This is a genomic window from Pseudomonas frederiksbergensis, from assembly GCF_003732665.1.
In the GTDB taxonomy this organism is placed as follows: domain Bacteria; phylum Pseudomonadota; class Gammaproteobacteria; order Pseudomonadales; family Pseudomonadaceae; genus Aquipseudomonas; species Aquipseudomonas frederiksbergensis_G.
In genome coordinates this window covers 75,177-99,448 of sequence record NZ_MOBP01000015.1, presented here as the reverse complement: position 1 = coordinate 99,448, position 24,272 = coordinate 75,177, and the positions used below count along the sequence as shown (strand labels likewise).

General features: G+C 59.7%; 24 protein-coding genes, 3 pseudogenes and 1 riboswitch. Of the genes and pseudogenes, 16 read left to right on the top strand and 11 right to left on the bottom strand.

The features are described 5' to 3' along the window. The first annotated feature begins 302 nt into the window (after positions 1-302). From brnQ to BK665_RS24130, 3 genes are all read left to right on the top strand, one after another. A complete protein-coding gene (gene brnQ / locus BK665_RS24140; protein WP_123409098.1) occupies positions 303-1,616 on the top strand; it encodes a branched-chain amino acid transport system II carrier protein in 1,314 nt (437 codons plus the stop codon). 251 nt (positions 1,617-1,867) lie between these two features. Next, the gene (locus tag BK665_RS24135) at positions 1,868-2,605 is read left to right on the top strand and encodes a DUF599 domain-containing protein (protein ID WP_123409097.1); all 738 of its coding nucleotides are present in this window, start codon (positions 1,868-1,870) and stop codon (positions 2,603-2,605) included. Next, complete coding sequence (locus tag BK665_RS24130; protein ID WP_123409096.1) at positions 2,605-3,006, top strand: MAPEG family protein; 402 nt, start codon at positions 2,605-2,607, stop codon at positions 3,004-3,006. The genes BK665_RS24135 and BK665_RS24130 overlap by 1 nt, the downstream gene beginning before the upstream one ends. A 67-nt stretch (positions 3,007-3,073) precedes the next feature. Here BK665_RS24130 and BK665_RS24125 read toward each other — a convergent pair whose 3' ends face one another. Beyond that, positions 3,074-3,331, bottom strand: coding sequence for a hypothetical protein (locus tag BK665_RS24125; protein ID WP_123409095.1), 258 nt, complete (start codon positions 3,329-3,331; stop codon positions 3,074-3,076). A 158-nt stretch (positions 3,332-3,489) separates the two neighbouring features. On the opposite strand from BK665_RS24125, the gene BK665_RS24120 reads away from it, so the two are divergent. The 4 genes from BK665_RS24120 (at position 3,490) to BK665_RS24105 (ending at position 7,191) form a co-directional block, all read left to right on the top strand. Next, positions 3,490-3,966 (top strand): PaaI family thioesterase, encoded by a 477-nt coding sequence (locus BK665_RS24120; RefSeq protein ID WP_123409094.1) that lies wholly within the window; start codon positions 3,490-3,492, stop codon positions 3,964-3,966. Beyond that, entirely contained in the window at positions 3,963-4,415 is a 453-nt protein-coding gene (locus BK665_RS24115; RefSeq protein ID WP_123409093.1) for a PaaI family thioesterase, read from the top strand. The genes BK665_RS24120 and BK665_RS24115 overlap by 4 nt, the downstream gene beginning before the upstream one ends. An 81-nt stretch (positions 4,416-4,496) precedes the next feature. Then, the gene (htpG, locus tag BK665_RS24110) at positions 4,497-6,401 is read left to right on the top strand and encodes a molecular chaperone HtpG (RefSeq protein ID WP_123409242.1); all 1,905 of its coding nucleotides are present in this window, start codon (positions 4,497-4,499) and stop codon (positions 6,399-6,401) included. Between the two features lie 61 nt (positions 6,402-6,462). Continuing rightward, complete coding sequence (locus tag BK665_RS24105; RefSeq protein ID WP_123409092.1) at positions 6,463-7,191, top strand: dienelactone hydrolase family protein; 729 nt, start codon at positions 6,463-6,465, stop codon at positions 7,189-7,191. A 142-nt stretch (positions 7,192-7,333) separates the two neighbouring features. Here BK665_RS24105 and BK665_RS24100 read toward each other — a convergent pair whose 3' ends face one another. Together BK665_RS24100 and BK665_RS24095 are read right to left on the bottom strand one after the other, a co-directional pair. Continuing rightward, complete coding sequence (locus BK665_RS24100; protein ID WP_123409091.1) at positions 7,334-8,194, bottom strand: pirin family protein; 861 nt, start codon at positions 8,192-8,194, stop codon at positions 7,334-7,336. Between the two features lie 61 nt (positions 8,195-8,255). Next, positions 8,256-8,672, bottom strand: coding sequence for an OsmC family protein (locus BK665_RS24095; protein ID WP_123409090.1), 417 nt, complete (start codon positions 8,670-8,672; stop codon positions 8,256-8,258). A 263-nt stretch (positions 8,673-8,935) separates the two neighbouring features. On the opposite strand from BK665_RS24095, the gene BK665_RS24090 reads away from it, so the two are divergent. Continuing rightward, positions 8,936-10,561, top strand: a complete 1,626-nt coding sequence (locus BK665_RS24090) for a methyl-accepting chemotaxis protein (protein WP_123409089.1) — start codon at positions 8,936-8,938, stop codon at positions 10,559-10,561. Positions 10,562-10,851: 290 nt separating this feature from the next. On the opposite strand, the gene BK665_RS24080 is transcribed toward BK665_RS24090, so the two are convergent. The 3 genes from BK665_RS24080 to purM are packed head-to-tail and all read right to left on the bottom strand — an operon-like array spanning position 10,852 to position 13,282. Further along, positions 10,852-11,565 (bottom strand): DUF3108 domain-containing protein, encoded by a 714-nt coding sequence (locus BK665_RS24080; RefSeq protein WP_123409088.1) that lies wholly within the window; start codon positions 11,563-11,565, stop codon positions 10,852-10,854. Between the two features lie 8 nt (positions 11,566-11,573). Continuing rightward, positions 11,574-12,224, bottom strand: a complete 651-nt coding sequence (gene purN / locus BK665_RS24075) for a phosphoribosylglycinamide formyltransferase (RefSeq protein ID WP_123409087.1) — start codon at positions 12,222-12,224, stop codon at positions 11,574-11,576. Next, positions 12,224-13,282 (bottom strand): phosphoribosylformylglycinamidine cyclo-ligase, encoded by a 1,059-nt coding sequence (purM, locus tag BK665_RS24070; RefSeq protein WP_008148639.1) that lies wholly within the window; start codon positions 13,280-13,282, stop codon positions 12,224-12,226. The genes purN and purM overlap by 1 nt, the downstream gene beginning before the upstream one ends. A gap of 382 nt (positions 13,283-13,664) precedes the next feature. Between purM and BK665_RS24065 the strand changes: the two genes are divergently transcribed. The 6 genes from BK665_RS24065 (at position 13,665) to BK665_RS24040 (ending at position 18,994) form a co-directional block, all read left to right on the top strand. Next, positions 13,665-14,723: a DUF2066 domain-containing protein gene (locus tag BK665_RS24065; RefSeq protein ID WP_123409086.1), complete on the top strand. Its 1,059-nt coding sequence runs from the start codon at positions 13,665-13,667 to the stop codon at positions 14,721-14,723. 38 nt (positions 14,724-14,761) lie between these two features. Further along, complete coding sequence (locus BK665_RS24060; RefSeq protein WP_123409085.1) at positions 14,762-15,835, top strand: AI-2E family transporter; 1,074 nt, start codon at positions 14,762-14,764, stop codon at positions 15,833-15,835. Positions 15,836-16,065: 230 nt separating this feature from the next. Next, on the top strand, positions 16,066-16,770 hold the full coding sequence (gene hda / locus BK665_RS24055) for a DnaA regulatory inactivator Hda (RefSeq protein WP_054049492.1): 705 nt from the start codon (positions 16,066-16,068) through the stop codon (positions 16,768-16,770). Between the two features lie 226 nt (positions 16,771-16,996). Continuing rightward, complete coding sequence (locus BK665_RS24050; protein ID WP_123409084.1) at positions 16,997-17,620, top strand: C40 family peptidase; 624 nt, start codon at positions 16,997-16,999, stop codon at positions 17,618-17,620. Positions 17,621-17,786: 166 nt separating this feature from the next. After that, positions 17,787-18,326, top strand: coding sequence for a C40 family peptidase (locus tag BK665_RS24045; protein ID WP_123409083.1), 540 nt, complete (start codon positions 17,787-17,789; stop codon positions 18,324-18,326). Positions 18,327-18,346: 20 nt separating this feature from the next. After that, positions 18,347-18,994 carry an O-methyltransferase gene (locus BK665_RS24040; RefSeq protein WP_123409082.1) on the top strand — a complete coding sequence of 216 codons (648 nt, stop codon included), beginning with the start codon at positions 18,347-18,349 and terminating at the stop codon, positions 18,992-18,994. A 7-nt stretch (positions 18,995-19,001) separates the two neighbouring features. On the opposite strand, the gene BK665_RS24035 is transcribed toward BK665_RS24040, so the two are convergent. From BK665_RS24035 to BK665_RS34965, 3 genes and pseudogenes are all read right to left on the bottom strand, one after another. Then, complete coding sequence (locus BK665_RS24035; RefSeq protein WP_123409081.1) at positions 19,002-19,142, bottom strand: DUF2256 domain-containing protein; 141 nt, start codon at positions 19,140-19,142, stop codon at positions 19,002-19,004. Continuing rightward, positions 19,139-20,676 (bottom strand): annotated as a pseudogene (locus BK665_RS24030) (cryptochrome/photolyase family protein). Before BK665_RS24030 ends, BK665_RS24035 begins: the two are co-directional and overlap by 4 nt. A 47-nt stretch (positions 20,677-20,723) precedes the next feature. Further along, positions 20,724-20,867 (bottom strand): annotated as a pseudogene (locus BK665_RS34965) (DUF393 domain-containing protein); the annotation flags it as partial. A 201-nt stretch (positions 20,868-21,068) separates the two neighbouring features. Here BK665_RS34965 and BK665_RS24020 point away from each other — a divergent pair. After that, positions 21,069-21,170, top strand: a pseudogene (locus tag BK665_RS24020) (metallophosphoesterase family protein); the annotation flags it as partial. A 54-nt stretch (positions 21,171-21,224) separates the two neighbouring features. Here the strand turns inward: BK665_RS24020 and BK665_RS24015 are convergent. Continuing rightward, positions 21,225-22,538, bottom strand: a complete 1,314-nt coding sequence (locus BK665_RS24015) for a PQQ-dependent sugar dehydrogenase (RefSeq protein WP_123409080.1) — start codon at positions 22,536-22,538, stop codon at positions 21,225-21,227. A 66-nt stretch (positions 22,539-22,604) separates the two neighbouring features. Beyond that, positions 22,605-23,189 (bottom strand): hypothetical protein, encoded by a 585-nt coding sequence (locus tag BK665_RS24010; RefSeq protein WP_123409079.1) that lies wholly within the window; start codon positions 23,187-23,189, stop codon positions 22,605-22,607. Between the two features lie 153 nt (positions 23,190-23,342). Then, positions 23,343-23,575: riboswitch (cobalamin riboswitch) on the top strand. 81 nt (positions 23,576-23,656) lie between these two features. Between BK665_RS24010 and cobO the strand changes: the two genes are divergently transcribed. Beyond that, positions 23,657-24,268, top strand: coding sequence for a cob(I)yrinic acid a,c-diamide adenosyltransferase (cobO, locus tag BK665_RS24005; protein WP_054615716.1), 612 nt, complete (start codon positions 23,657-23,659; stop codon positions 24,266-24,268). The last annotated feature ends 4 nt before the right edge of the window (positions 24,269-24,272 follow it).

The window sequence follows — 24,272 nt, the reverse complement described above, 5'->3', positions numbered from 1 at the left end:
AACATATTATTTGTGAACACTGCAGATTCCATGTGGGAGCGGGCTTGCTCGCGAAGATGGACTTATAGGCGCCAACCAATTACATGCAAAAACGCGACACGGAAATGTCGCGTATCGGATAGTTCGCCCTCTAACAGTGCGTTTGCCGGGCAAATTCGTTAGGCTAGCCGCCATTTTTGCGTCCGCGTCCCACAAGGAAGCTTCGCGCTAACGGGTCGGTCTTATACGGATCGACAGCATTTCCCTCACCCCTCAGGGAAATCCCTCTCTAAATTCCGATTCAGTAGTGTGGTATTTCCTTCATGAAAGTGTTGAAAGGCCAGGACATCCTGGCACTTGGTTTTATGACGTTTGCCCTGTTTGTAGGGGCTGGCAACATCATCTTTCCGCCGATCGTCGGCTTGCAGTCCGGGCCTCATGTCTGGATGGCGGCGCTGGGCTTCTTGATCACGGCGGTCGGTTTGCCGGTGATCACCGTGGTCGCCCTGGCCAAGGTCGGTGGTGCAATGGATGCGTTGAGCAGCCCGATCGGTAAAGTCGCCGGTGGCATCCTGGCCGCTGCGTGCTACCTCGCGGTCGGCCCCTTGTTCGCGACGCCGCGTACGGCCACCGTATCTTTCGAGGTGGGTTTGGCACCACTGACCGGCGAGAGCCCGTTGGCGCTGTTCCTCTATAGCTCGGTGTACTTCCTGCTGGTGTTCTTCATCTCGCTCTACCCGGGGCGTTTGCTGGATACCGTGGGACGTTTCCTCGCACCGCTGAAGATCATCGCCCTGGCCGTGCTCGGCATTGCTGCATTCGCGTTGCCGGCCGGTGATATCGGCGTGGCCACGCCCGAATACGTGGCAGCACCGTTCTCCCAGGGCTTCATCAATGGTTACCTGACCATGGATACCCTCGGCGCGCTGGTGTTCGGCATCGTTATCGTCAACGCGATCCGCTCCCGTGGCGTCGAGTCGCCCGCGTTGATCACCCGTTACGCGATCATTGCCGGGATGATTGCCGGTGTGGGCCTGGCGCTGGTTTACGTCAGCCTGTTCCGCCTCGGTTCGGGCAGCCATGAAGTGGCCGCCGGTGCTGCAAACGGCGCGGCGGTCCTGCATGCCTACGTGCAGCATACCTTCGGCTCCTTGGGCAGCGGTTTCCTGGCGGTGTTGATCTCGTTGGCCTGCCTGGTAACAGCGGTGGGCCTGACCTGTGCCTGTGCCGAATATTTCAGCCGGGTGTTGCCGCTTTCCTACAAGACCCTGGTCATCATTCTGGCGGTGTTCTCGCTGTTTGTGTCCAACCTGGGCCTCACCAAGCTGATTGCCTTCTCGATCCCGGTGCTGACTGCGATCTATCCGCCGTGCATCGCCTTGGTCGCCCTGAGCTTCTGCAAGGACTTCTGGCGTGACCAGCGCCGCATCGTCGGCCCGGTGATGCTGGTGTCGTTCATCTTCGGCCTGATCGACGCGTTGAAAGGCGCTGGCCTGGCGGACTGGATGCCGACACAACTGTCCCACTTGCCGCTGAGCGAGCAAGGCCTGGCATGGCTGGTGCCGTCGGTCATGACCCTGGTCGTGGCCGCCGTGTGCGACCGCATGCTCGGCAAGCGCGACGAAGCTTTGGCATAAACCCTGCGCGCTCGCCACAAGCGGGCAATGGGTTGAAACACAAATGCCCCGTATCCATCGATACGGGGCATTTTTTATGGGGATGAGGGAGTGTCTTTTCCCGGGAACCAACGTCGAAGACTGCGAGAATTCCATGTGGGAGCGGGCTTGCTCGCGAAGGCGGTGTGTCAGACGACATAAATGTTGAATGATAAGCCGCCTTCGCGAGCAAGCCCGCTCCCACAGTTTTCACCTACATCACAAGGACCTGCATGTCGTTCATCCACGCCAACCTGATCCACTTCCTCGCCGCGCTCTGGTTTGTCATCTGCTGGGGCGGTTACACCCGTTATGCGTCGTGGAAGGCCCGTGATACCGCGTGCCTGGCCAGCGTGTTGCACCTGTACCGCGAAGACTGGATGCGCCGCATGCTGCTGCGGGACAACCGCATCGCCGACGCCAGTGTGATCGGCAACCTGGAGCGCAATGCCTCGTTCTTCGCTTCCAGCACGCTGATTATCCTGGCGGGCATTCTCACCGTGCTCGGCGCGTCCGAACGGGCAGTGTCGTTGCTGGCGGATATTCCCATGGTGCAACAGGCGTCCCAGGGCATGTCGGAGATCAAGTTGCTGTGCCTGGCGCTGGTGTTCGTCTACGCGTTCTTCACCTTCAGTTGGTGCATGCGCCAGTACAACTTTGCGGCGATCCTGGTGGGCTCGGCGCCGATGATCGGCGAGCGCCATGTGTCGGAGCAGGAGCGCAAGGCTTTTGCGGCACGGGCTGCGCGGGTGATTTCGATGGCGGCCAACCAGTTCAACTTCGGCCTGCGTTCTTACTACTTCGGTATGACCATGCTGGCGTGGTTCGTCAGCCCTTGGTTGTTCATGTTGATGAGCGCTGGCGTCGTACTGGTTTTGTATCGCCGGGAATTTCATTCCGATGTTCTCGACGTGATGGTCTATACCCCTACAGAGGCGCCATTGCCTGAAGCCAACAAAGAGGCCGCTTGATGAGTATTCCGTTCTGGTGTGTGTTTATCAGTGCATTGCTGATCTACGTGGCCCGTATGCCCGTGGCCAAAGCCATGAAAGAGCAGGGCGGGTACAACAATCACTTGCCCCGCCAGCAACAGGCTCAACTAACCGGGTTTGGTGCCCGGGCCGTGGCGGCTCATCAGAATTGTTTTGAGGCGTTCATCTTATTTGCGGTGGGGGTGTTGATGGCGCACACCACGCAAACCCAGGGGTGGCTGATTGATTCCCTGGCGATCATCTTTGTGATCACGCGCATCATTTATCTGCTGTGTTATTGGGGCGATCTTGCCTGGCAGCGCAGCCTGGTGTGGATCATCGGCTTAGTCTGCTCGTTACTGCTGATGATTAGTCCGACTTTTAGAACCGTCTTGCTCTAATCGCCAACTAACACGCAAAAGAAAACCCGCACTTGGCGGGTTTTCTTTTATCACGCTAAAAACCGGTTTAGTTTTTAGGTGCTTCGGTTGGAGCGGCCGGAGCGGACTCCTGTGCAGCAGCTTTGTTCGATTCAGCCTGAGCTTTGGCGGCTTCGGCGTTTTCTTTCGCAGCGTCGTTCACTTTATCCTGTGCTTTGCTCATGTCTTGCTGAGCTTGCTCAGCATGTTGGTTAGCATCTTGAGCTTTGTCCTCGGATTTTTTATCGCAAGCAGCGAGACCGAGGGAAGCGGTCAACATCAAGGCAATAGCTAAAGTCTTACGCATGGGGTGTATCTCCTTATGGAAAATATCTACTGGCCTTTCGAGCACAGCCCTCAGCGATAAGTTCCTCATTTCATACAGATATATAAGTTTTTATCGCGATGGAACTTTCGCCTGATAACCAGATGCTTTGACCGGAAACTAAGAAGGGTTCTTATCAAATGGCCGAAAACCCCGTTTTTGAGCGCGCGACACGATTTCTCTCGGCGTTGCGACATTGTCAGGTGTTGGGCTTGCGCGTTCACAGCGCGAGTACCGACGGACTAACGGTCGTCCTGCCTTACAGCCCGCAAATCGTCGGCAACCCGCAAACCGGCGTGATTCACGGTGGTGCCCTGACGTCGTTGATGGACACCGCGTGTGGCATGTCCACATTGTGCGTGCTGCCGGAATTCGAAGTCTGCCCGACCCTGGATTTGCGCATCGACTACATGCACGCCGCCGAACCGCACAAGGATGTCTACGGTTTCGCCCAATGCTACCGGGTGACCACCGACGTGATCTTCGCCCGGGGCTTTGCCTATCAGGACGATCCAGAGCAGCCGATAGCTCATGTAGTCGGCACCTTTATGCGCATGGGCAAGGGCATCAAGGGCACCAAAGGCTTTGGCGGCACAATCGCAGCAGGTGTGAAATGACTGACTCATTCAAGGAACAACTTCAGCAGGCCCACGCCCAAGGGGACTACGCCTCGCTGCTGCACCTGATTCCCTATGCCAAGTTGATCGGCGTCGAGTGTTCGCGGGTTGGTGATGAGCTGCTGTTTCGCTTGCCGGCCAACAAGGACAACATTGGTAACCCTTTATTGCCGGCGATCCATGGCGGCGTGATTGCCGGGTTCATGGAGCTGTCGGCGGCGCTGCACCTGCTGATTTTCACCGGCTCGCCCGGTGTGCCGAAGATCATCGACTTCTCCCTCGATTACCTGCGCGCCGGGCAATTTCGCGATACTTGGGCGCGTTGCCAGGTGTGTCGGCAGGGACGGCGGGTGGCCAACGTGGCGATTACAGCCTGGCAAACCACCGAAGCCGAGCCGATTGCCACGGCCCGGGGCCATTTCAAAATCGAAGAGGCCTTGAAATCCTGAACTCAGCCCCAAACTCTGATGACAACCCGCCGTCGACCCTGAAGGTCGCGGCCACTGCCATCTGATTGGAGTTTGATGACCATGAGTGTGGAAACTCAAAAGGAAACCCTGGGCTTCCAGACCGAGGTGAAGCAACTGCTGCACCTCATGATCCATTCGCTGTATTCCAACAAGGAAATTTTCCTTCGCGAGTTGATCTCGAACGCCTCTGACGCTGTCGACAAATTACGTTTCGAAGCCCTGTCCAAGCCTGAGTTGCTGGAAGGTGGCGCCGAACTGAAAATCCGTGTGAGCTTCGACAAGGACGCGAAAACCGTCACCCTCGAAGACAACGGTATCGGCATGAGCCGCGAAGACGCGATCACCCACTTGGGTACGATCGCCAAGTCCGGCACTGCCGATTTCATGAAACACCTGTCTGGCGATCAGAAGAAAGATTCGCACCTGATCGGTCAGTTCGGTGTGGGTTTCTACTCCGCGTTCATCGTTGCCGATAAAGTTGACGTGTTCAGCCGTCGCGCTGGTGCCGACGCTTCCGAAGGCGTGCATTGGTCGTCCAAGGGCGAGGGTGACTTCGAAGTTGCCACCGTCGAGAAAGCCGAGCGCGGCACCCGTATCGTTCTGCACCTGAAGTCCGGTGAAGACGAGTTTGCCGATGGCTGGCGTCTGCGCAACATCATCAAGAAGTACTCCGACCACATCGCTTTGCCGATCGAGTTGCCGAAAGAAGTGGCAGCCGCCGAAGGCGAGGAGAAGCCGGCGCTTGAGTGGGAAACCGTCAACCGCGCCAGCGCCCTGTGGACCCGTCCTCGCACCGAGATCAAGGACGAGGAATACCAGGAGTTCTACAAGCACATCGCCCACGATTTCGAGAACCCGCTGAGCTGGAGCCACAACAAGGTCGAAGGCAAGCTGGAATACAGCTCGCTGCTTTATGTGCCGACCCGCGCTCCGTTTGACCTGTACCAGCGTGAAGCGCCGAAAGGCCTGAAGCTGTACGTGCAGCGTGTGTTCGTGATGGACCAGGCCGAGTCGTTCCTGCCGCTGTACCTGCGCTTCATCAAAGGCGTGGTCGACTCCAACGACCTGTCGCTGAACGTGTCGCGGGAAATCCTGCAGAAAGACCCGATCATCGATTCCATGAAGTCGGCGCTGACCAAGCGTGTTCTGGACATGCTGGAAAAACTGGCGAAGAACGAGCCTGAGCAATACAAAGGCTTCTGGAAAAACTTCGGCCAGGTCATGAAAGAAGGCCCGGCTGAAGATTTCGCCAACAAAGAGAAAATCGCTGGCCTGCTGCGTTTCGCTTCCACCAATGGCGATGAAGGCGAGCAAGTGGTGGGTCTGGCTGACTACCTGGCTCGCGCGAAGGAAGGTCAGGACAAGATTTACTACCTGACCGGCGAAACCTACGCGCAGGTCAAGAACAGCCCGCACCTGGAAGTCTTCCGCAAGAAAGGCATCGAAGTGCTGCTGCTGACCGACCGTATCGACGAGTGGCTGATGAGCTACCTCAGCGACTTCGACGGCAAGAGCTTTGTCGACGTGGCACGCGGTGACCTGGACCTGGGCAACCTGGACTCGGAAGAGGACAAGAAAGCTGCGGAAGAAGTCGCCAAGTCCAAAGAAGGTTTGGTTGAGCGTCTGAAAACCGCACTGGGCGATTCTGTCGCTGAAGTCCGGGTTTCTCACCGTCTGACCGATTCCCCGGCAATCCTCGCCATCGGCGAGCAGGACCTGGGCCTGCAGATGCGTCAGATCCTCGAAGCCAGCGGGCAGAAGGTTCCGGATTCGAAGCCGATCTTCGAATTCAACCCGGCTCACCCGCTGATCGAGAAACTCGACGCCGAGCAGAGCGACGAGCGCTTCGGCGACCTGTCGCACATCCTGTTCGATCAGGCGGCCCTGGCGGCCGGCGACAGCTTGAAAGACCCGGCAGCCTACGTGCGCCGTCTCAACAAGTTGCTGGTTGAACTGTCGGTTTAACTGAGCTGTACAAAAACCCGCTTCGGCGGGTTTTTTTATTCTTGAGTCTTAGGAGTCTGAAATGAGCCAAGTCACTGTGCGTTCCGTGGTCTATCAGCTTGATGGCCAGTCTTACGAAAGCCGTCTGGCCTTCGATGCCGATCACAAAGGGCCACGCCCGGGCCTGTTGATGGCACCGAACTGGATGGGCATCAGCGCCGGTGCCGAAGAGATCGCCAAATCAGTGGCGGCCAAGGGCTATGTGGTGCTGATTGCCGACCTTTATGGTCAGTCGGTGCGTCCGCAGAACGGCGACGAGGCGGGCGCAGCGATGATGCCGCTGAAGAATGATCGCGGCTTGCTGCGCCAGCGTATGCAGGCGGCATTCGAGCAGTTGCAGGCTCAGGGCGATGCGGCGGTCGATACCTCGAAACTGGCGACTTTCGGTTTTTGCTTTGGCGGTTGCTGCGCGCTGGAACTGGCCCGCAGCGGTGCGCCGGTGAAAGCGGCGGTGTCGTTCCACGGCTCGCTGGATACGCCGAACGTCAGCGATGCGAAAAACATTAAGGGCTCGGTGCTGGTGCTGCACGGCGCGTCCGATCCATTGGTGCCGAAAGAGCAACTGCCGGCGTTCGAAGCTGAAATGAACGCGGCGGGCGTGGATTGGCAACTGCTGAGCTACGGCGGCGCGGTGCACTCGTTTACCGATCCGCACGCCAATGTGCCGGGCAAGATGATGTATGACGCGAAGACCGCAGGGCGGGCGTTTGTGTCGATGCATAACTTGCTGGATGAAGTGTTTAGCGGCTGATGATCGTTGGTGTCAGGGCTGGCCTCTTCGCGAGCAAGCCCGCTCCCACAGGGCAATGCATTCCAAATGTTCCACAGGGGAATGCATTCCAAATGTGGGAGCGGGCTTGCTCGCGAAGGCGGTGTAACTGGCGCTGAGGATCTCAGGGCAACTCGATCCGCTCACTTTCCCCCGGCACCGTCGGCCAATCCCCGGCCGCCCAGCGCCGCCGAGCCTCATCAATGGCCGCTGGATCGCTCGCCACAAAATTCCAGTTGATCCGCCGTGGCCCATCCAGCGGGGCACCGCCGAACAACACGGCGTGACAGTCGCTCTCGGCAAACAACGTCATCTCTTCCCCGGCCGGCAACACCACCAGCGAATGCGGCTCTATCAACTCGCCATCCAGTTGTACCTCGCCGTCCAGCACGTAGAGTGCCCGTTCTTCGTGCTCGGTGGGAATCAGCAAAGTCGTCGCGGTTTGCAGGTTCAGTTCGGCATATAAGGTAGGAGAAAGCACCGGCACCGGCGATTCCAGGCAAAAGCCTGACCCGGCGATCATCCGAATCTTCACCCCCAGGTTTTCGCTGACCGGCAACGTGGCCGCCGGGTGATGGCTGTAGTGCCCCGGACCTTGCTCATGCTCCTTGGGCGAGGCCAGCCAGATCTGCAAGCCATGCATCGTGAAGCCGCTGTCTTTCAGCGCCTCAGGTGTGCGTTCGACATGGGCGATGGCGCTGCCGGCGGTCATCCAGCTGACGTCGCCGGTGCCGACCACCTGATCGGAACCGAGGCTGTCCTTGTGCTGGATCTGCCCCTGGAACAAATAGGTGAGGGTCGACAGACCGATGTGCGGATGTTGTCGGATGTTCATGCCTTTGCCCGCCGGATAACGGGTTTCAAGCATGTGGTCGAAAAACACGAAAGGCCCGACGCTGCGGCATTTGGCCGACGGCAACGGGCGCAGAATCGGCTGGCCTTCGACATCTTCGGCGCGGGGGCGGATCACGAGGGGCGTGTTCATGCGGCATTCCAGGCTGGGCGGGTGATGCGCAGAGCATAACCCGCCGCTGGCATCGGGGTGATTACTGGCTGTCGAAGCCCTGTGGGGCGTGGGTTTCGATGGTGACGTCGGTGGTGGTCATCAGTTTATGGATCGGGCAACGGTCGGCGACGCGCAGCAATTCTTCCCGTTGAGCGTCAGTCAGCACGCCTTTGAGCGTGAGGGTGACGTGCAGGGCATATTTGCCTTTTTGCTCTTCGCTGTTGTCGCGTTTGACCTCGACCCCCACGCCGGTCAGCGGGATGTCTTTCTTCTTCGCATACATCTTCAGGGTCAGGGCCTTGCAGGCGCCGAGGGCGGCATCGAAGTAATCGTGGGGGCCCGGCGCCGAGCCTTCGCCGCCGGCGGAAACCGGTACGTCGGCAAACAATTCGTGGTCATCGATCTGCACAGTGTGACGAAAGCCATCGCTGGAAACGGTATTGACGGTAACAGTCATGGGAAACCTCATCGGCAGTAGGAAAAGTCGTTCGATCAAAAAAGACCCTGAAGGTATAGAGCATTGTGCCCGGAGTGCGTTCCCCTTTCTTGCGCGGGCGTGCTCGACCGGATCGGCAGACTGAATCGTTCCCGCCTGGGGTTCGAAGTATTAAGGCGTTTTGATATCACGTTTTGGTCTTACGCAAATCTCCCCGTGGCCGATACCTTCTAAAGCAACCCGCTGCAGGGATATGCAGTGCATTTTTGGAAGGAACCAGAGCAATGAGTATTCGAAGTCTCAATATTGCGCCGCGCGCGAGCCTGGGTTTTGGCTTGCTGGCGCTGATGGTGTTCGGTTTGGGGGCGTTCGCCCTGCTGCAAATGTCCAACATGCGCGCCCAGTCCGATCAGGTCGACAACAACTGGCTGCCCAGTGTGATGTCGGTCGGGGACATGAGTCAGGACATGCTGCGCCTGCGTGCTTTGACCATGCGTCTGCTGATCAACCGCGACCCCGGGGCGCTGGCGCAGAACGTCAGCAAACTCAACGAACTCAAAGGCGTGCTCGGCGATGCGCAACAGCGCTACAACGCGTTGATTGTGCTGCCCGAGGAGCGCTCGCTGTTTGATCGATTCAAGGCTTCGGAACAGAAATACCTGAATTTTCAGGGGCAGGTGATGAACCTGTCTGCCCAGGGGCGGATCGAGGAAGCGGCGGTCATCGTCAATGGTGAAATGAGTCCGTTGGCCGACGAGATTGCCGTGACCCTCAAATCCCTGGTGGAGCTGAACAAGCACCAGGCCAACCTGGCGACCGAAGCGGCGCGCCTGGTGTTCAGTCATTCGCGGGTCTGGGTCGGCGTGATGGTCGGGTTGGCGGCGTTGATGACCATCGGCCTCGCTTTATTGCTGACCCGCAGCATCGTCTTGCCGTTGTCCCAGTCTCTACGGGTGGCCGAGGTGGTGGCGGCGGGCGACCTGACAGGCGACATCCACATCAGCGGCAGGGACGAACCGGCGCGGCTGCTGCACGCGCTCAAGAGCATGCAGCAGAACCTGCGGGATACGATTCGCCGGATCTCCGACTCGTCCAGCCAATTAGCCTCGGCTTCGGAGGAACTCAGTTGCGTCACCGAAGACGCCACTCGCGGGCTGCATCAGCAGAGCCTGGAAATCGAGCAAGCGGCCACGGCGGTCAACCAGATGACAGCAGCGGTGGAGGAAGTGGCGAGCAATGCGGTGGCCACCTCTGAAGCATCCCGTGAATCCGACCGGATCGCCCAGCATGGCCGGGCGCAGGTGCAGCAGACCGTGCTGTCCATCGAATCCCTGGCCGATGACGTCACGGCCAATGCCTCCCAGGTCGAAGACTTGGCGCAGAAGGTATATGGCATCAGCAAGGTGCTGGATGTGATTCGCTCGATTGCCGAACAGACCAATTTGCTGGCGCTCAATGCTGCCATCGAAGCGGCCCGCGCCGGGGATGCCGGCCGCGGTTTTGCCGTGGTAGCGGATGAAGTGCGGGCGTTGGCCCATCGCACGCAGCAATCGACCCAGGAAATCGAGCAGATGATCAGCGGCATTCAGCAAGGCACCGATTCGGCTGTCAGCTCGATGCAGCAGAGCAACAGCCGGGCGCGCTCGACCCTGGAAGTGGCGAAAGCGGCGGGGGTGGCGCTGGAGGAGATTGCCTCGGCGTTCACCTTGATCAACGAGCGCAACATCGTGATCGCCAGCGCCTCGGAGGAACAGGCGGCGGTGGCGCGGGAGGTGGATCGCAATTTGATGAATATTCGTGATCTGGCATTGCAGACTTCGGCGGGGGCCAATCAGACCAGTGCGGCGAGTCAGGAGTTGTCGCGGTTGGCGGTGGACTTGAACACGATGGTGGCGCGGTTTTCGGTTTAGCCATCAGTCGAGTCAACACAGAACCCTGTGGGAGCGGGCTTGCTCGCGAATGCGGTGTGTCATTCAGCATAGATGTTGACTGACACACCGCTTTCGCGAGCAAGCCCGCTCCCACAGGTTCCTTACTTGGTTCGATGATCGTTCCCACGCTCCGCGTGGGAATGCCTCTTGTGACGCTCTGCGTCAGGCTTTGGAACGCGGAGCGTCCCTGGCTGCATTACCACGCAGAGCGTGGGAACGATCAGCAAAAAAAAGCCCCGCAATCGCGGGGCTTCTTGGGTGGATCCGGATTAGCTGCCTTTGACAGCCTTGCCGTTGACCGTACCGTCCAGGAGCATGATGTTGTACTCCTTGCCGTCGGTTTCAACCTGTTGCAGGCGGACCAGCAGGTAATCCCAGTCCTTGGCGAACCACATCACGGTGATGCGTTTGCTTTGTGTCGGGTCGCGTACGCGCTCGACCTTGATCGCATCGATCTTGCCAGCCTTGGTGTCGACTTTTTCCGTGCCCAGCACGCGGAAGTCGTAGGTATCGACTTCGCCGTCATCGACGACCTGGTAGCTCATGCTTTTCTTGCCGGCGGCCACGTCGTGTTGCAGGGCCAACTGGTAAGTGGATTTGTCGACCATGCCGCGGTTGAGCGGGATCTTGACCGCGTCACCACGATCGGTGCCGGTGACCATTTTGGTGGCCCAGTCGAAGTCCAGGTCAGCCTTCTTGGCTTTGCCCAGGCCGCCACGTTCGAAGTGGTAGGACTGCGGCAGCAAAGTGTCCTTGTCCAGGGTCAGGGTGCTTTGTTCGGACAGGCTGGCGATCATCATCGATGCCTTGAAGCTGAGCGTCCAGACGCCGTTGGCGCCCTTGGTCAGGCTGCGCTCGGCGGTGCCGCTCATGGGCAACTGTTTCCAGTCGGCGGTGTAACTGGCGGAGAAAGGTTGAAGGTCTGCGGCCTGCGCGAAGGGCAGGGCGAGCAGAGCGCAAGCGAAGAGCAAGGCGCGACGCATAAAATCTCCTAGGTTCGAATCAAGTGGCCGCTGGCCGCGAGTAACGTGTCATCGAGTAAAGCACCTTGCTCGCCGAGGGACAGACGACCTTCGGCAAACCAGCGTACAGCCATTGGGTAGATCAGGTGTTCCTGAACGTGGACCCGCTGCGCCAGACTCTGCGGCGAATCGTGCAACTCTACCGGTATTACTGCCTGTACGACCAGTGGTCCGCCATCGAGTTCCTCGGTGACGAAGTGCACGGAGCAGCCGTGCTCGGTGTCGCCGGCCTCCAAAGCGCGCTGATGAGTGTGTAACCCTTTGTATTTGGGCAGCAGCGAGGGATGGATATTGAGCAGGCGACCCTGGTAGTGGCGCACGAAACCAGCGCTGAGAATGCGCATGAAACCGGCGAGTACCACGAGTTTGGGGTTGAAGGCGTCGATCAGTTCGATCAGCGCGGCATCGAAGGCCTCGCGGCCCTCGAAAGCCTTGTGATCCAGGGAGCGGGTGTCGATACCCGCGTCCCTGGCGCGTTGCAGGCCGTAGGCGTCGGCGCGGTTGGAAATCACCGCAGCGATGCGGACCGGGCTGTCGCCGGTCCGCGTGCTGTCGATCAAGGCCTGCAAGTTACTGCCGGTGCCGGACAACAGCACCACGACATCACAGGTGGCGGACATTAGTGCGCCTTAAGGTTCTTCAGTTCGACTTGAGCCGCGCCTTCGGCAGCGGTGGAGATCTGACCGATGACCCAAGGTTGCTCGCCAGCTTCACGCAGCACGTTCAGGGCGGTTTCAACGTGCTCTTGAGCCACGCAGATGACCATGCCCACGCCGCAGTTCAGCACGCGGTGCATTTCGTTTTCGTCGACGTTGCCTTTCTCTTGCAGCCAGTCGAACACCGCCGGGCGGGTCCAGCTCGCGACGTCAACCACCGCTTGCGCGCCTTTTGGCAGTACGCGCGGGATGTTGTCCAGCAGGCCACCACCGGTGATGTGGGCCATGGCTTTGACGGCGCCGGTTTCCTTGATCAGCTTGAGCAGCGGCTTCACGTAGATACGGGTCGGGGCCATCAGCAGGTCGGTCAGCGGTTTGCCGTCGAGCTGGATGTTTTCGATGTCGGCACCGGACACTTCGATGATCTTGCGGATCAGCGAGTAGCCGTTGGAGTGCGGGCCGGAAGACGGCAGGGCGAGCAGGGCATCGCCGGCAGCGACTTTGGAACCGTCGATGATTTCGGATTTTTCCACGACGCCGACGCAGAAGCCGGCCAGGTCGTAGTCTTCGCCTTCGTACATGCCCGGCATTTCAGCGGTTTCGCCGCCGACCAGGGAGCAGCCGGACAGTTCGCAGCCGGCGCCGATGCCGGTCACGACCTGAGTCGCGGTCTCGACGTTGAGTTTGCCGGTGGCGTAGTAGTCGAGGAAGAACAGCGGCTCGGCGCCGCACACCACCAGGTCGTTGACGCACATGGCAACCAGGTCGATGCCGATGCTGTCGTGCTTGTTCAGGTTCAGCGCCAGGCGCAGCTTGGTGCCGACACCGTCAGTACCGGAAACCAGCACGGGCTGCTTGTAGCCGGCCGGGATTTCGCAGAGGGCGCCGAAACCGCCCAGGCCGCCCATGACTTCCGGGCGCGCAGTGCGCTTGGCGACGCTCTTGATGCGTTCGACCAATGCTTCACCGGCGTCGATGTCTACACCGGCGTCCTTGTAGCTCAGGGAGGGTTGCTTGCTCATGATCCAGGCCTTTAGGGGGGATTCAGGGGTAACGACCGAGTCCAGTGGGACCGCCGGAACAGACAAAGGCGAGTGCCTTGCGTGAATTCCAGGGGGCCCGGCTGTTGCCGGTCTGCGAAGGCGCGCGATTTTATCAGGCTTGAGAGGCAGCGGCCATCCTCGCGCCGACGGCAGGGGCATATCCCGTTAAAAAAACCGCAATTGCCCGTGTTGGTGACGCCGCTCATGCCTGTATAAGGTATCGCCATTAACCGTCTATCGTTATGACAGTGCCAAAAACTTATCGAGGCCGGGTGAATGTTTTGCACGGGGCGATGGTCACAGCTTTGCTCTACACGTTCACGCGGCCAGTTCCAGCCGCTCTTGTCGCCAGGAATCCTCCATGCGTTTTTTTTCCAACTATTTATTTGCCGGATGTTTGTCGCTGGTCAGCCTGGCGAGTCATGCCGAGCCGGTGAAAAACCTGTATCAGGTCCGTGAGCCCGTCAGCGGCCAGAGCCCGGAGGTCCGCGATCAAGCGACCCAGGCCGCGCTGGATACCCTGGTGTTGCGCCTGACCGGCGATCCCAAGGCTGCGCAAAACCCGGGACTGGCGGCGATCCGCAAAGACCCGCAGCAAATCATCAGTCAGTACGGCTTTGATGCCGGGCCGCCGGAAGTGTTGAAGGTCGATTTCGACCCGGCCAGCACCGATCAGGCGTTGCGCCGTGCCGGGCTGTCGTTGTGGGGCGCGAATCGGCCGTCGATCCTGGGTTGGTGGTTGAACGACTCCGCCGAAGGTTCGAGCCTGGTCGGCGACGGTCAGGCCAGCGCTGCGCCATTGCGTCGCGCGGCGCAGCATCGGGGCCTGCCATTGCGCTTGCCGCTGGCGGATTTGAGTGAACAACTGGTGGCCACGGCGCCGAATCTGGAAGGTGCGGACGCGACGCCATTGCGCAGCGCCTCGGAACGTTACAACGCCGATGCCTTGCTCGCGGTGCATGCCCATGAAGACGGTGGCCAATGGCAAGCCAAGTGGCACTTGTGGCTCGGCGACCAGAAGGAAGCGGGCAGTGTGCAAGGTGCCGATCAGGCTGCGGTGGCCGATGCGGTCATGCTGGCGGTGACCGAGCGTCTGGCGCCCCGCTTTGTGGTCAAGGCTGGCGCTTCAAGCGAACAATTGCTGGAAGTGCAGGGCATGAACCTGGAGCGCTACGCGGCGCTGGGCCGTTTGCTCGATCCGTTTGGTGGGCGTCTGGTCAGTGTCGACGGTGACCGTATTGTCTATCGGGTCAATGGCAGCGCCGAGCAGTTGCGCTCGCAGTTGTCCCTGGCGAAGTTGCAGGAGGTTCCGGCCGGTGAAGCCCCGGCGCCCGTCGCACCGGTTCAGCCGGCCGAGGGTTCGGCGCCGGTCGTAGCGCCCGCCCCGGCACCGGTGCCGCAACTGCGATTCCGTTGGTAAGGTTTTCTTTCTTTATATAGATGCATAGGGAGTTGTACATGGCCGATACGCGGCGGTGGTTCTGGTTGGGCGGGGTGGTCCTGCTCTGCGCGTTTGTCTGGCTGTTGCATCCGATCCTGACGCCGTTCCTGGTGGCGCTGCTGTTGGCGTATCTGTTCGATCCGCTGGTGGATCGGCTGGAGAAGGCCGGGCTGTCGCGGACCTGGGGCGTGGTGTCGGTGTTTGCGCTGTTCACCTTGATCTTCACCACGTTGTTGCTGGTGTTGGTGCCGATGCTCGCCAAGCAGTTGTTTCGCCTGTACGAACTGGCGCCACAAATGCTCGACTGGTTACAGCACACGGCGTTGCCATGGGCACAGTCGAAGTTCGGCCTCTCGGATAACTTCTGGAAGTTCGACAAGCTCAAGGCTGCGATCAGCGATCACATGGGTCAGACCACCGACATCGTCGGCGTGGTACTGAGCCAGGCGACGGCATCCGGGCTGGCGCTGATCGGCTGGCTGGCCAATCTGGTATTGATCCCGGTGGTGAGTTTCTACCTGCTGCGGGACTGGGACCTGATGATGGCCAAGATCCGCAGCCTGTTGCCCCGCGATCGCGAAGAGCGTGTAGTGACACTGGCCGGTGAATGCCATGAAGTGCTCGGCGCATTTGTGCGCGGGCAATTGCTGGTGATGCTGGCGCTGGGCGTGATCTATGCCGCTGGTTTGATGCTGGTCGGGTTGGAGTTGGGGCTGTTGATCGGCCTGATTGCCGGCCTGGCGGCAATTGTGCCGTACATGGGCTTTGTCATCGGGATCGGCGCGGCGTTGATTGCCGGGCTGTTCCAGTTCCATGGCGACCTGTATCCGATGCTTGGCATCGTCGCGGTATTCATGGTCGGGCAAGCGCTGGAAGGCATGGTACTGACGCCGTTGCTGGTGGGCGACCGGATCGGCCTGCACCCGGTGGCGGTGATTTTCGCGATCCTGGCCGGTGGCGAGCTGTTCGGCTTTACCGGTGTGCTGCTGGCACTGCCGGTGGCGGCGGTGATCATGGTGCTGGTGCGCCATCTGCATGATTTGTATAAAGATTCAGATGTGTACAGCGGGACCGACGAGCCCGAGCTGTAAAGTCGTCTGATCCCGCGTAACGGGCGGCCTGGTTCCTCGCCAGGCTGGCCCGCTTCCCTCCGGTGGCTGTCACATGCGCCGCCAAAGAAACTGTCATAAAACCAGGGCGTTAACGCAAACCTTTGATTTTGCTTGTGGTCTGCCGCATTGTGCGGGCTGCCCCACGGGTATAAACTTCGCAAACTTTACACAGAGGCCACTAACGGTTCCTTTGGAACTGTTCAGTCAGCATGAAACCGATTCAGCTGCCCCTAGGTGTGCGTCTGCGTGATGACGCTACCTTTATCAATTACTACCCAGGCGCCAATGCCGCTGCACTCGGCTATGTCGAGCGGCTATGCGAAGCCGACGCCGGCTGGACCGAAAGCCTGATTTACCTCTGGGGCAAGGACGGGGTAGGGCGCACGCACTTGTTGCAGGCCGCCTGCCTGCGCTTCGAACAGATGGGCGAACCGGCGGTGTACCTGCCGCTGGCCGAGTTGCTGGATCGTGGCATCGAAATCCTCGACAACCTCGAACAGTACGAACTGGTCTGCCTCGACGATCTGCAAGCCGTCGCCGGCCGGGCGGATTGGGAAGAAGCGCTGTTTCACCTGTTCAATCGCCTGCGTGACAGTGGCCGGCGTCTGCTGATTGCAGCTTCGACCTCACCGCGTGAACTGCCGGTGAAGCTGGCGGATCTCAAATCGCGCCTGACCCTGGCGCTGATCTTCCAGATGCGTCCGTTGTCCGACGAAGACAAATTGCGCGCCCTGCAACTGCGCGCATCCCGTCGCGGTTTGCACCTGACCGACGAAGTCGGGCATTTTATTTTGACCCGGGGCACCCGCAGTATGAGCGCGCTGTTCGAGCTGCTTGAACGCCTCGATCAGGCCTCCCTTCAAGCTCAGCGCAAGCTGACAATTCCCTTCTTGAAAGAAACCCTGGGCTGGTAGCTAAACCAGTAAAGCCAACGCCTCCAGCGGGTTCTGGCATATTCCAGGCGCCAGCAAATCCGCTTTCCTGTCGGGTGGCAGGCTGCGCGAAGATTCGAAACGGGTTTAAGCGCTTAGATGTAAACGAGAAACCGAGAAGTCACAAATTGATCGATTGAATTTGCAAATGAGGTTGATAGCGGGCATAGTCTCGGCTTCTTTACAACTATCAGCCACGGTCGTGCCCATGCTAAATCGCTTCGCACCCCTCGTGCCTCTCGCACTCGTCACCCTGTTGTTCGGTTGCGCTGCTCACTCTCCAGTGTCCCAGCAAGAGCCCCAGCAACAGGTTAAAAACTCTGTTACCGCTCAATCTTCTGTTCTTTATCAAGAAGAGATGGCCACCGAAAAAGAACTGGCTGACTTCGCCGATGGCAAGTCGTACCAGCTTCCGGTTCTGGCCGACAGCATCCTCGAACGTGGCATGTCCCTGATCGGTACTCGTTACCGTTTCGGCGGTACTTCTGAAGCCGGTTTCGACTGCAGCGGTTTCATCGGCTACCTGTTCCGTGAAGAAGCCGGCATGAACCTGCCGCGCTCCACTCGCGAAATGATCAACGTAGATGCCCCACTGGTGTCGCGCAACAACCTGAAGCCTGGCGACCTGCTGTTCTTCGCCACCAACGGTCGTCGCGGTCGCGTCAGTCACGCCGGTATCTACCTGGGTGATGACCAGTTCATCCACTCCAGCAGCCGCAAAAGCGGTGGTGTACGGGTCGATAACCTGGGCGACAGCTACTGGAGCAAGACCTTCATCGAAGCCAAGCGCGCACTCGCGATGGCCCCGACCGTGGTCACCGCTCGCAAGTAAGCACACTTTATGTAAGGCGAACTTAAAGTCTTACTTGAAGTTTGGCGCATAGGCGCTAGAATCCTGATCTATTATTGATGGCAAACCGCCTGCGTCCTGCGCAGGCGGTTTTCTTTTCTGTCTTTCGACAGAAAAAAAGCCGCAGCCAGATCAGGATGTTCTGCTTATGACGATGTCGGCCCGCCTCACCCTGATGCTCTTCGCAGCGCTGCTCAGCGCCTGCGCCAGCCGCACACCACCGCCGCCTGCGCCCGTGGTTCGCGCACCGATTGTTTTCAGTACCTCCCAATCATTCTCGCCTGAAGCCGAAGACGTGCTGTTCCGCGCCCTCGGCCTGGTGGGCACGCCGTATCGCTGGGGCGGCAATACGCCGGATTCCGGGTTCGATTGCAGTGGCCTGATCGGTTACGTCTACCGTGATGTCGCTGGCATTTCCCTGCCGCGCACCACGCGGGAGATGATCAGCATGCAAGCGGCCAATGTCGGCAAGGAAGGCCTGCAAACCGGCGACCTGATCTTCTTCGCCACCAATGGCGGCTCCCAGGTCAGCCACGCCGGGATCTACGTCGGCGAGGGCCGCTTCGTCCACGCCCCGGCCACCGGCGGCACGGTGAAGCTCGACAGCCTGTCCAAAGCCTATTGGCAGAAAGCCTACCTGAGCGCCAAACGCGTGTTGCAACCGGAACACCTGGCGCGTAATCAGTAGGTTTTTGCGCGGAGGTTGTGATGACCAATCGCACGCTCAATCTCGACGATTCTCTCTATAGCTACCTGCTCGACGTTTCCCTCAGGGAAACGCCGCTGCTCAAGCGTTTGCGCGACGAAACCCAGACGCTGCCCATGGCACGCTGGCAAGTGGCGCCGGAGCAGGGGCAGTTCCTCGCGTTATTGGTCAAGCTCACCGGCGCCAGGCGTTTGCTGGAAATCGGCACCTTCACCGGTTACAGCGCCTTGTGCATGGCGGCCGCACTGCCGGACGATGGCTCGCTGATGTGTTGCGATATCCCTGGCGACTACAACGCTATGGCCCGGCGTTACTGGCAGGAGGCGGGTTTGGCCGAGCGCATCGAGTTACGTCTGGCGCCGGCGCTGGACACCATCGCTCAACTGTCAGGGCCGTTTGATCTGATCTTCATTGATGCCGACAAGGCTAACTATCCGAATTACCTGGAGCACGCCTTGCGCTTGCTGCGGGTCGGCGGTCTGGCGGTGTTCGACAACACGCTGTGGAGCGGACGGGTGCTGGAAAGCACCCCGGAAAGTGCCGACACCCGTGCCATCCAGGCCCTCAATCGAGCCTTGAAGGATGACACGCGAGTGGATTTGTCGTTGCTGCCGATTGGCGATGGCTTGACCCTTTGCCGTAAACGGTAGCCGCAGCTCAACGTTCAGCCGATTTGTTGCGCCGGCAACGCTCCGAGCAATAGCGCACCTCAGCCCAGCAGCGCGCCCATTTCTTGCGCCAGGCGAAGGGCAATCCGCAGACCGCGCAGGTTTTGACCGGCGGTTCACTCTTGTTCAAAAGGACTCTCCGGCATCCAGTTTGGCGAGCAGCTTCTCGCCGCCTTCCCAGAGCGCTTGCTGCTTGGGTTCGGTCATGCGGTCGAGGTTTTTGTAGACCATGCCCATGCGTTGATTGCCGCGCAACAAGTCGCCGTGACGCATCAAAAAATGCCAGTACAGCGCATTGAAAGGGCAGGCGTCGTCGGTCGTGCTTTCACTGACTTTGTATACGCAGTTACGGCAGTAATCCGACATGCGCTTTATATATTGGCCGCTGGCGCAGTACGGCTTTGAGCCCAGGTAACCGCCATCGGCGTGCATCACCATGCCCAGCGTATTGGGCAGTTCGACCCAATCGAACGCGTCCATGTAGATCGCCAAGTACCAGTCGCAAATCTGGCTCGGCGCGATGCCGGCCAGCAGCGCAAAGTTGCCGGTCACCATCAATCGCTGGATGTGGTGGGCATAGGCGTGTTTCAAACTTTGGCCTATCGCCTGGCCCATGCAGTTCATTTTGGTGTCGCCCGTCCAGTAGAACTCTGGCAGCGGCCGGCTGTTGCCGAACAGATTGCCGCCGGCGTAGTCGGGCATTTTCAGCCAGTAGACGCCCCGCACGTATTCCCGCCAGCCGATGAGTTGGCGGATAAAGCCTTCGGCGGCGTTCAGCGGAATCCGCTGTGTCCAATACGCCGCCTCGACATCGCTGCACACCTGGCGCAGATCCAGCAGGCCGATATTCAGGGCGGCGCTGATCCGCGCGTGAAACAGGAAGGGTTCATCACTGGCCATCGCATCCTGGTAGTCGCCGAACGCGGCCAGGCCCCAGTCTAGAAAGTAATCCCACAAGGCCTGGGCGTCGGCGTGGGTGACCGGGTAATCGAAGGTGTTGAGGGCGCCATAGTGGCCGGAGAAGTTTTTGGCCACCAGCGCCAGCACATCCTGGGTAATTGCATCGGCCAAAAGTGCATGGGCGAGGGCGCTCTCACGCCTTTGGGCAGGGCCTTGCGGTTTTCGGCATCAAAATTCCAGGCGCCGCCTACCGGGCTGCCGTCACCGTTGAGCAACAGGCCACTTTTGCGCCGCATCTCGCGGTAGAAAAACTCCATGCGCAACTGCTTTTTGCCTTCGGCCCAGGCGGAAAATTCGCTGCGCGTGCAGAGAAAACGGCTATCGCCATGCCACTGGATGGCCAGGCCGCAGTCCTTGAGCGACTGCTCCAGGCGCCAGTCACCGCACTCGGTCAAGTGCAATTCCTGCGCTTGCAGATGCGACTGCCAGCGCCGTAACTCGCCCGGTATCGATCCGCTATTGTGCGGATCATCGAGGGTGACGTACTGCACGCTGATGCCACGCTGGCGCAACGCCTCGGCAAAATGGCGCATCGCGCTGAAGATCAGGGCGATTTTTTGCGGGTGATGGGGCACGTGGCTGGCTTCTTCCATCACCTCCGCCAGCAGGACTGTATCGCGCTCGGGGTCCAGCCCCTGCAATGAGGCCAGATCGAAGGACAGTTGGTCGCCCAGCACCAGGCACAGTCGGCGGATCTTGCTCATTGGCAAGTCACCGGCGCACGGTTATTCAAGGTTTACTCCTTGCCTACCAAGGTGCGGGCATCGAACTCATCGTTGCTAATGTCAATAAACAGCAGTCGACTCTCGGTGACGTGTCGGCGCAGGATCTTGATTTCAAGCGGGCATTCACCGTCAAAGTACAGCGTCAGCGGCCAAGGCTATTTATTGTACATTGTAAAGTGTCTTGTATAGGTTTTGTATAAGATAGACCGAAAAAAGCCGTCTGACAATGACGGTGATTTTTTGCCTGAAGGGTTGATTGGTGTTCGCGAGTCTTGATCAAGAACGCCACGCGCAGGAGCTCACCCTCGCAGGCAGTTGCGCTGGAGATTTATATGAAAGTTGGCGTGATTTCAGACACCCATGGTTTGCTGGGGAGCGCAGGGCCGCGACGTTTCAAACTGCCCGTGACACTGGTGTTGCTTGAGGTCAGCGAAACCTCGATTGAGCCTCGCCTGGTGCATTTGCTGGAGTGACCCGACCCGCAACGCCTGTCGCCAAGTGCCAGGCATCGCGGATCGTGAGGCGGTTTATTTAGCCGCCGAAACCCGCCAAACCTTGTTCCCCACGTCATCCGCCACCAGCAAGCCACCCTGCTGATCAATCACCACCCCCACCGGGCGGCCCAGGGCGTTTTCGTCCTTGTCGAGGAATCCGGTCAGGACATCCACCGGAGCCCCGGTCGGTTTGCCCGCCGTAAACGGCACGAAAATCACTTTATAGCCGCTATGGGGTTTGCGATTCCAAGAGCCGTGTTGGCCGACAAAGGCGCCGTTGGTGAACGGTGCCGGCAACTTGCTGCCTTCGGCAAAGGTGAAGCCCAGCGAAGCGGTGTGCGGGCCAACGGCGTAGTCCGGGGCGATGGCCTTGGCCACCAGGTCCGGATTCTGCGGTTCGACGCGTACATCGACGTGCTGCCCGTAGTAACTGAACGGCCAGCCATAGAAAGCGCCGTCCTTGACCGAGGTGATGTAGTCCGGCACCAGGTCGCTGCCAATTTCGTCCCGCTCGTTGACCGAGGTCCAAAGCGCGCCGGTACTCGGTTCCCATCCCATCCCATTGGGGTTGCGCAGGCCCGAGGCGAAGATCCGGTGATGACCGGTGGCGCGATCCACTTCCCAGATTGCTGCGCGTCCTTCCTCCTTATCCAGACCGTTTTCGCCGACGTTACTGTTGGAGCCTACGGTCACGTAAAGCTTGCTCCCGTCCTTGCTGGCGATGACGTTTTTGGTCCAGTGGTGATTCAGCGTCCCGCCCGGTAAATCGACGACTTTGGTCGCGGGCGCGGTGATCGAGGTTTCGCCGTCCTTGTACGGAAAGCGGATCAACTTATCGGAATCGGCCACGTATAAGTCGTTGCCGACCAGCGTCATGCCGAAGGGCGAGTTGAGGTTTTCCAGGAACACGCTGCGGGTTTCGGCCACGCCGTCGTGGTCCTTGTCCCGCAGCAGGGTGATGCGATTGGGGCTGGGCACGCCGGCGCCAGCGCGGCCCATGACTTTCTTCATCACCCAGCCACGGATGCCTGTGCCGTCATCGGGTTTGGGCGGAGCATTGGTTTCCGCCACCAACACATCACCGTTGGGCAACACGTAGAGCCAGCGCGGGTGATCCAGCCCATCGGCGAATGCCGCCACCTGCGTCCCCGCCGCGGCGGTGGGTTTGACGCCGGCCGGCCAGCCGATTGCCGGGGCAATGTTCACCGTCGGGATCAGGGTTTTGTTCGGTTCTGGCAGCTTGGGCGAGGGGCCGGTGCCGTCCGAGACTTGCAGGCTTGAAGTCTCGCCGCAGGCAACAAGCCCTCCGGCGAGCGCGATGACGAAAACGAGCTGGGGCTTGCGCATGCTGATCTTCCCTATGAATGCACTGTTTAATCATAGAGAAGAAACAAACCGCGATGGTTCAACCCATCAACCACGGGCCTCTTTGAACAGCACTGCGATGCCCGGGTGATAATTGCCCGATTCGTTGCGCAACTTGCGGTAGGCGTAGGGGAAATACCAGGCGACGGCGCAGGTGTGTTCCTTTTGCAGGTCGTCGACCATGTCCTGGAGTTCTTCCGGCGTCGCGCTTTGCTGGGCCTTTTGCGGGGCGACGAACAGGCAGCCGAGTTTCAGGTCGCTGGCGTAGCTGATTCGCTTGGCGTCGCTGGTGATATCTGCCAGGGCTTGTGTCAGGTTCAGGCTGTTGACTCGCGGCCAGCGTTGGCTGGTCTGCAACCAGGCGCGTTCTTCACTGCTGGCGATAAACAGATCGGCCCGGGCATTGCGTTCGCCTTCTTCGGTCTGTTTGCGCGTCGGGGTCTGTTGCAGCGTGACCATTTCCGCCATCCAGGCCGCTGCCGAGAGCAGGCCACGGTTGGCGTTTTCGTCGAACCAGTAGGGCGCATCGTTATCGCCGCGCACGGCGTTGTAGCGGTCGATACAGTCAAACCAGCGTTCCAGCAGCGGGCGCAGGAATTCCAGCTTCGGATTGCTGATGATCATGCCTTGCATGGGGCTCACCTTTGTTATTGTGTTGTGAGATGTGGCTCTTTGATATCACTGCTGGGAGTGTGGCACAAGAATGACGTCAGATAATTGATCGACGGCAGTTATTCGCCCAGTGGCATCCCGGCTTTAATTGACGCTCCACCCCCAACCCTCTAACCTTCGCGGCTTGTTTCAGGTGCTCTGTGACTGCGGTCGACAGAGTGAAACAGGGAAGCCGGTGAGTGATTTGCCCCCAGTGCGCAAAATCCCGATCCCGGCGCTGCCCCCGCAACGGTAAATGAGTGAAGACTGTGCCTTGAGCCACTGTGTCGAACATCGATATGGGAAGGCGCGCAGTCCGGTGCAAACCGCTCATGAGCCCGGAGACCGGCCTGATCCATCCAGCGGCATCACGGTGGGCGATGCCAGGCTTCTTGCCGTCTATTCTTGTGCCTGCCCGCCGTTATCCAGCCTCAACGGAGAGCTCCCCCATGACTGATACCCCCGATCGTGACGAACGCCATCTGGCGCGCATGCTGCGCAAAAAAGCCGTGATTGACGAACGCATCGCCAACTCGCCGAACGAATGCGGCCTGCTGCTGGTGTTGACAGGCAACGGCAAAGGCAAAAGCAGCTCGGCCTTCGGCATGCTCGCCCGCTCCATGGGCCACGGCATGCAGTGCGGTGTGGTGCAGTTCATCAAGGGGCGTAACAGCACCGGCGAAGAATTGTTCTTCCGCCGCTTCCCGGAGCAAGTGCGCTTTCATGTGATGGGCGAGGGCTTCACTTGGGAAACCCAGGACCGCCAGCGCGACATCGCCGCCGCCGAAGCCGCGTGGGAAGTGTCCCGCGAGTTGCTGCGCGATCCATCGATCGGTCTGGTGGTGCTGGATGAACTGAACATCGCCCTCAAGCACGGCTACCTCGATCTCGATCAAGTGCTCAGCGACTTGCAGGCGCGTCCGCCGATGCAGCACGTCGTCGTCACCGGTCGCGGCGCCAAGCCGGAAATGATCGAGCTGGCCGACACCGTCACTGAAATGAACGTGATCAAGCACGCCTTCCAGGCCGGGATCAAAGCGCAAAAAGGCGTCGAGTTGTGAGCTG

What these genes read in the sequence shown, in the direction of transcription:
- brnQ (WP_123409098.1), top strand. Translation starts at nt 303, where the DNA reads ATGAAAGTGTTGAAAGGCCAGGACATCCTGGCACTTGGTTTTATGACG.
- BK665_RS24135 (WP_123409097.1), top strand. Translation starts at nt 1,868, where the DNA reads ATGTCGTTCATCCACGCCAACCTGATCCACTTCCTCGCCGCGCTCTGG.
- BK665_RS24130 (WP_123409096.1), top strand. Translation starts at nt 2,605, where the DNA reads ATGAGTATTCCGTTCTGGTGTGTGTTTATCAGTGCATTGCTGATCTAC.
- BK665_RS24125 (WP_123409095.1), bottom strand. Translation starts at nt 3,331, where the DNA reads ATGCGTAAGACTTTAGCTATTGCCTTGATGTTGACCGCTTCCCTCGGT.
- BK665_RS24120 (WP_123409094.1), top strand. Translation starts at nt 3,490, where the DNA reads ATGGCCGAAAACCCCGTTTTTGAGCGCGCGACACGATTTCTCTCGGCG.
- BK665_RS24115 (WP_123409093.1), top strand. Translation starts at nt 3,963, where the DNA reads ATGACTGACTCATTCAAGGAACAACTTCAGCAGGCCCACGCCCAAGGG.
- htpG (WP_123409242.1), top strand. Translation starts at nt 4,497, where the DNA reads ATGAGTGTGGAAACTCAAAAGGAAACCCTGGGCTTCCAGACCGAGGTG.
- BK665_RS24105 (WP_123409092.1), top strand. Translation starts at nt 6,463, where the DNA reads ATGAGCCAAGTCACTGTGCGTTCCGTGGTCTATCAGCTTGATGGCCAG.
- BK665_RS24100 (WP_123409091.1), bottom strand. Translation starts at nt 8,194, where the DNA reads ATGAACACGCCCCTCGTGATCCGCCCCCGCGCCGAAGATGTCGAAGGC.
- BK665_RS24095 (WP_123409090.1), bottom strand. Translation starts at nt 8,672, where the DNA reads ATGACTGTTACCGTCAATACCGTTTCCAGCGATGGCTTTCGTCACACT.
- BK665_RS24090 (WP_123409089.1), top strand. Translation starts at nt 8,936, where the DNA reads ATGAGTATTCGAAGTCTCAATATTGCGCCGCGCGCGAGCCTGGGTTTT.
- BK665_RS24080 (WP_123409088.1), bottom strand. Translation starts at nt 11,565, where the DNA reads ATGCGTCGCGCCTTGCTCTTCGCTTGCGCTCTGCTCGCCCTGCCCTTC.
- purN (WP_123409087.1), bottom strand. Translation starts at nt 12,224, where the DNA reads ATGTCCGCCACCTGTGATGTCGTGGTGCTGTTGTCCGGCACCGGCAGT.
- purM (WP_008148639.1), bottom strand. Translation starts at nt 13,282, where the DNA reads ATGAGCAAGCAACCCTCCCTGAGCTACAAGGACGCCGGTGTAGACATC.
- BK665_RS24065 (WP_123409086.1), top strand. Translation starts at nt 13,665, where the DNA reads ATGCGTTTTTTTTCCAACTATTTATTTGCCGGATGTTTGTCGCTGGTC.
- BK665_RS24060 (WP_123409085.1), top strand. Translation starts at nt 14,762, where the DNA reads ATGGCCGATACGCGGCGGTGGTTCTGGTTGGGCGGGGTGGTCCTGCTC.
- hda (WP_054049492.1), top strand. Translation starts at nt 16,066, where the DNA reads ATGAAACCGATTCAGCTGCCCCTAGGTGTGCGTCTGCGTGATGACGCT.
- BK665_RS24050 (WP_123409084.1), top strand. Translation starts at nt 16,997, where the DNA reads ATGCTAAATCGCTTCGCACCCCTCGTGCCTCTCGCACTCGTCACCCTG.
- BK665_RS24045 (WP_123409083.1), top strand. Translation starts at nt 17,787, where the DNA reads ATGACGATGTCGGCCCGCCTCACCCTGATGCTCTTCGCAGCGCTGCTC.
- BK665_RS24040 (WP_123409082.1), top strand. Translation starts at nt 18,347, where the DNA reads ATGACCAATCGCACGCTCAATCTCGACGATTCTCTCTATAGCTACCTG.
- BK665_RS24015 (WP_123409080.1), bottom strand. Translation starts at nt 22,538, where the DNA reads ATGCGCAAGCCCCAGCTCGTTTTCGTCATCGCGCTCGCCGGAGGGCTT.
- BK665_RS24010 (WP_123409079.1), bottom strand. Translation starts at nt 23,189, where the DNA reads ATGCAAGGCATGATCATCAGCAATCCGAAGCTGGAATTCCTGCGCCCG.
- cobO (WP_054615716.1), top strand. Translation starts at nt 23,657, where the DNA reads ATGACTGATACCCCCGATCGTGACGAACGCCATCTGGCGCGCATGCTG.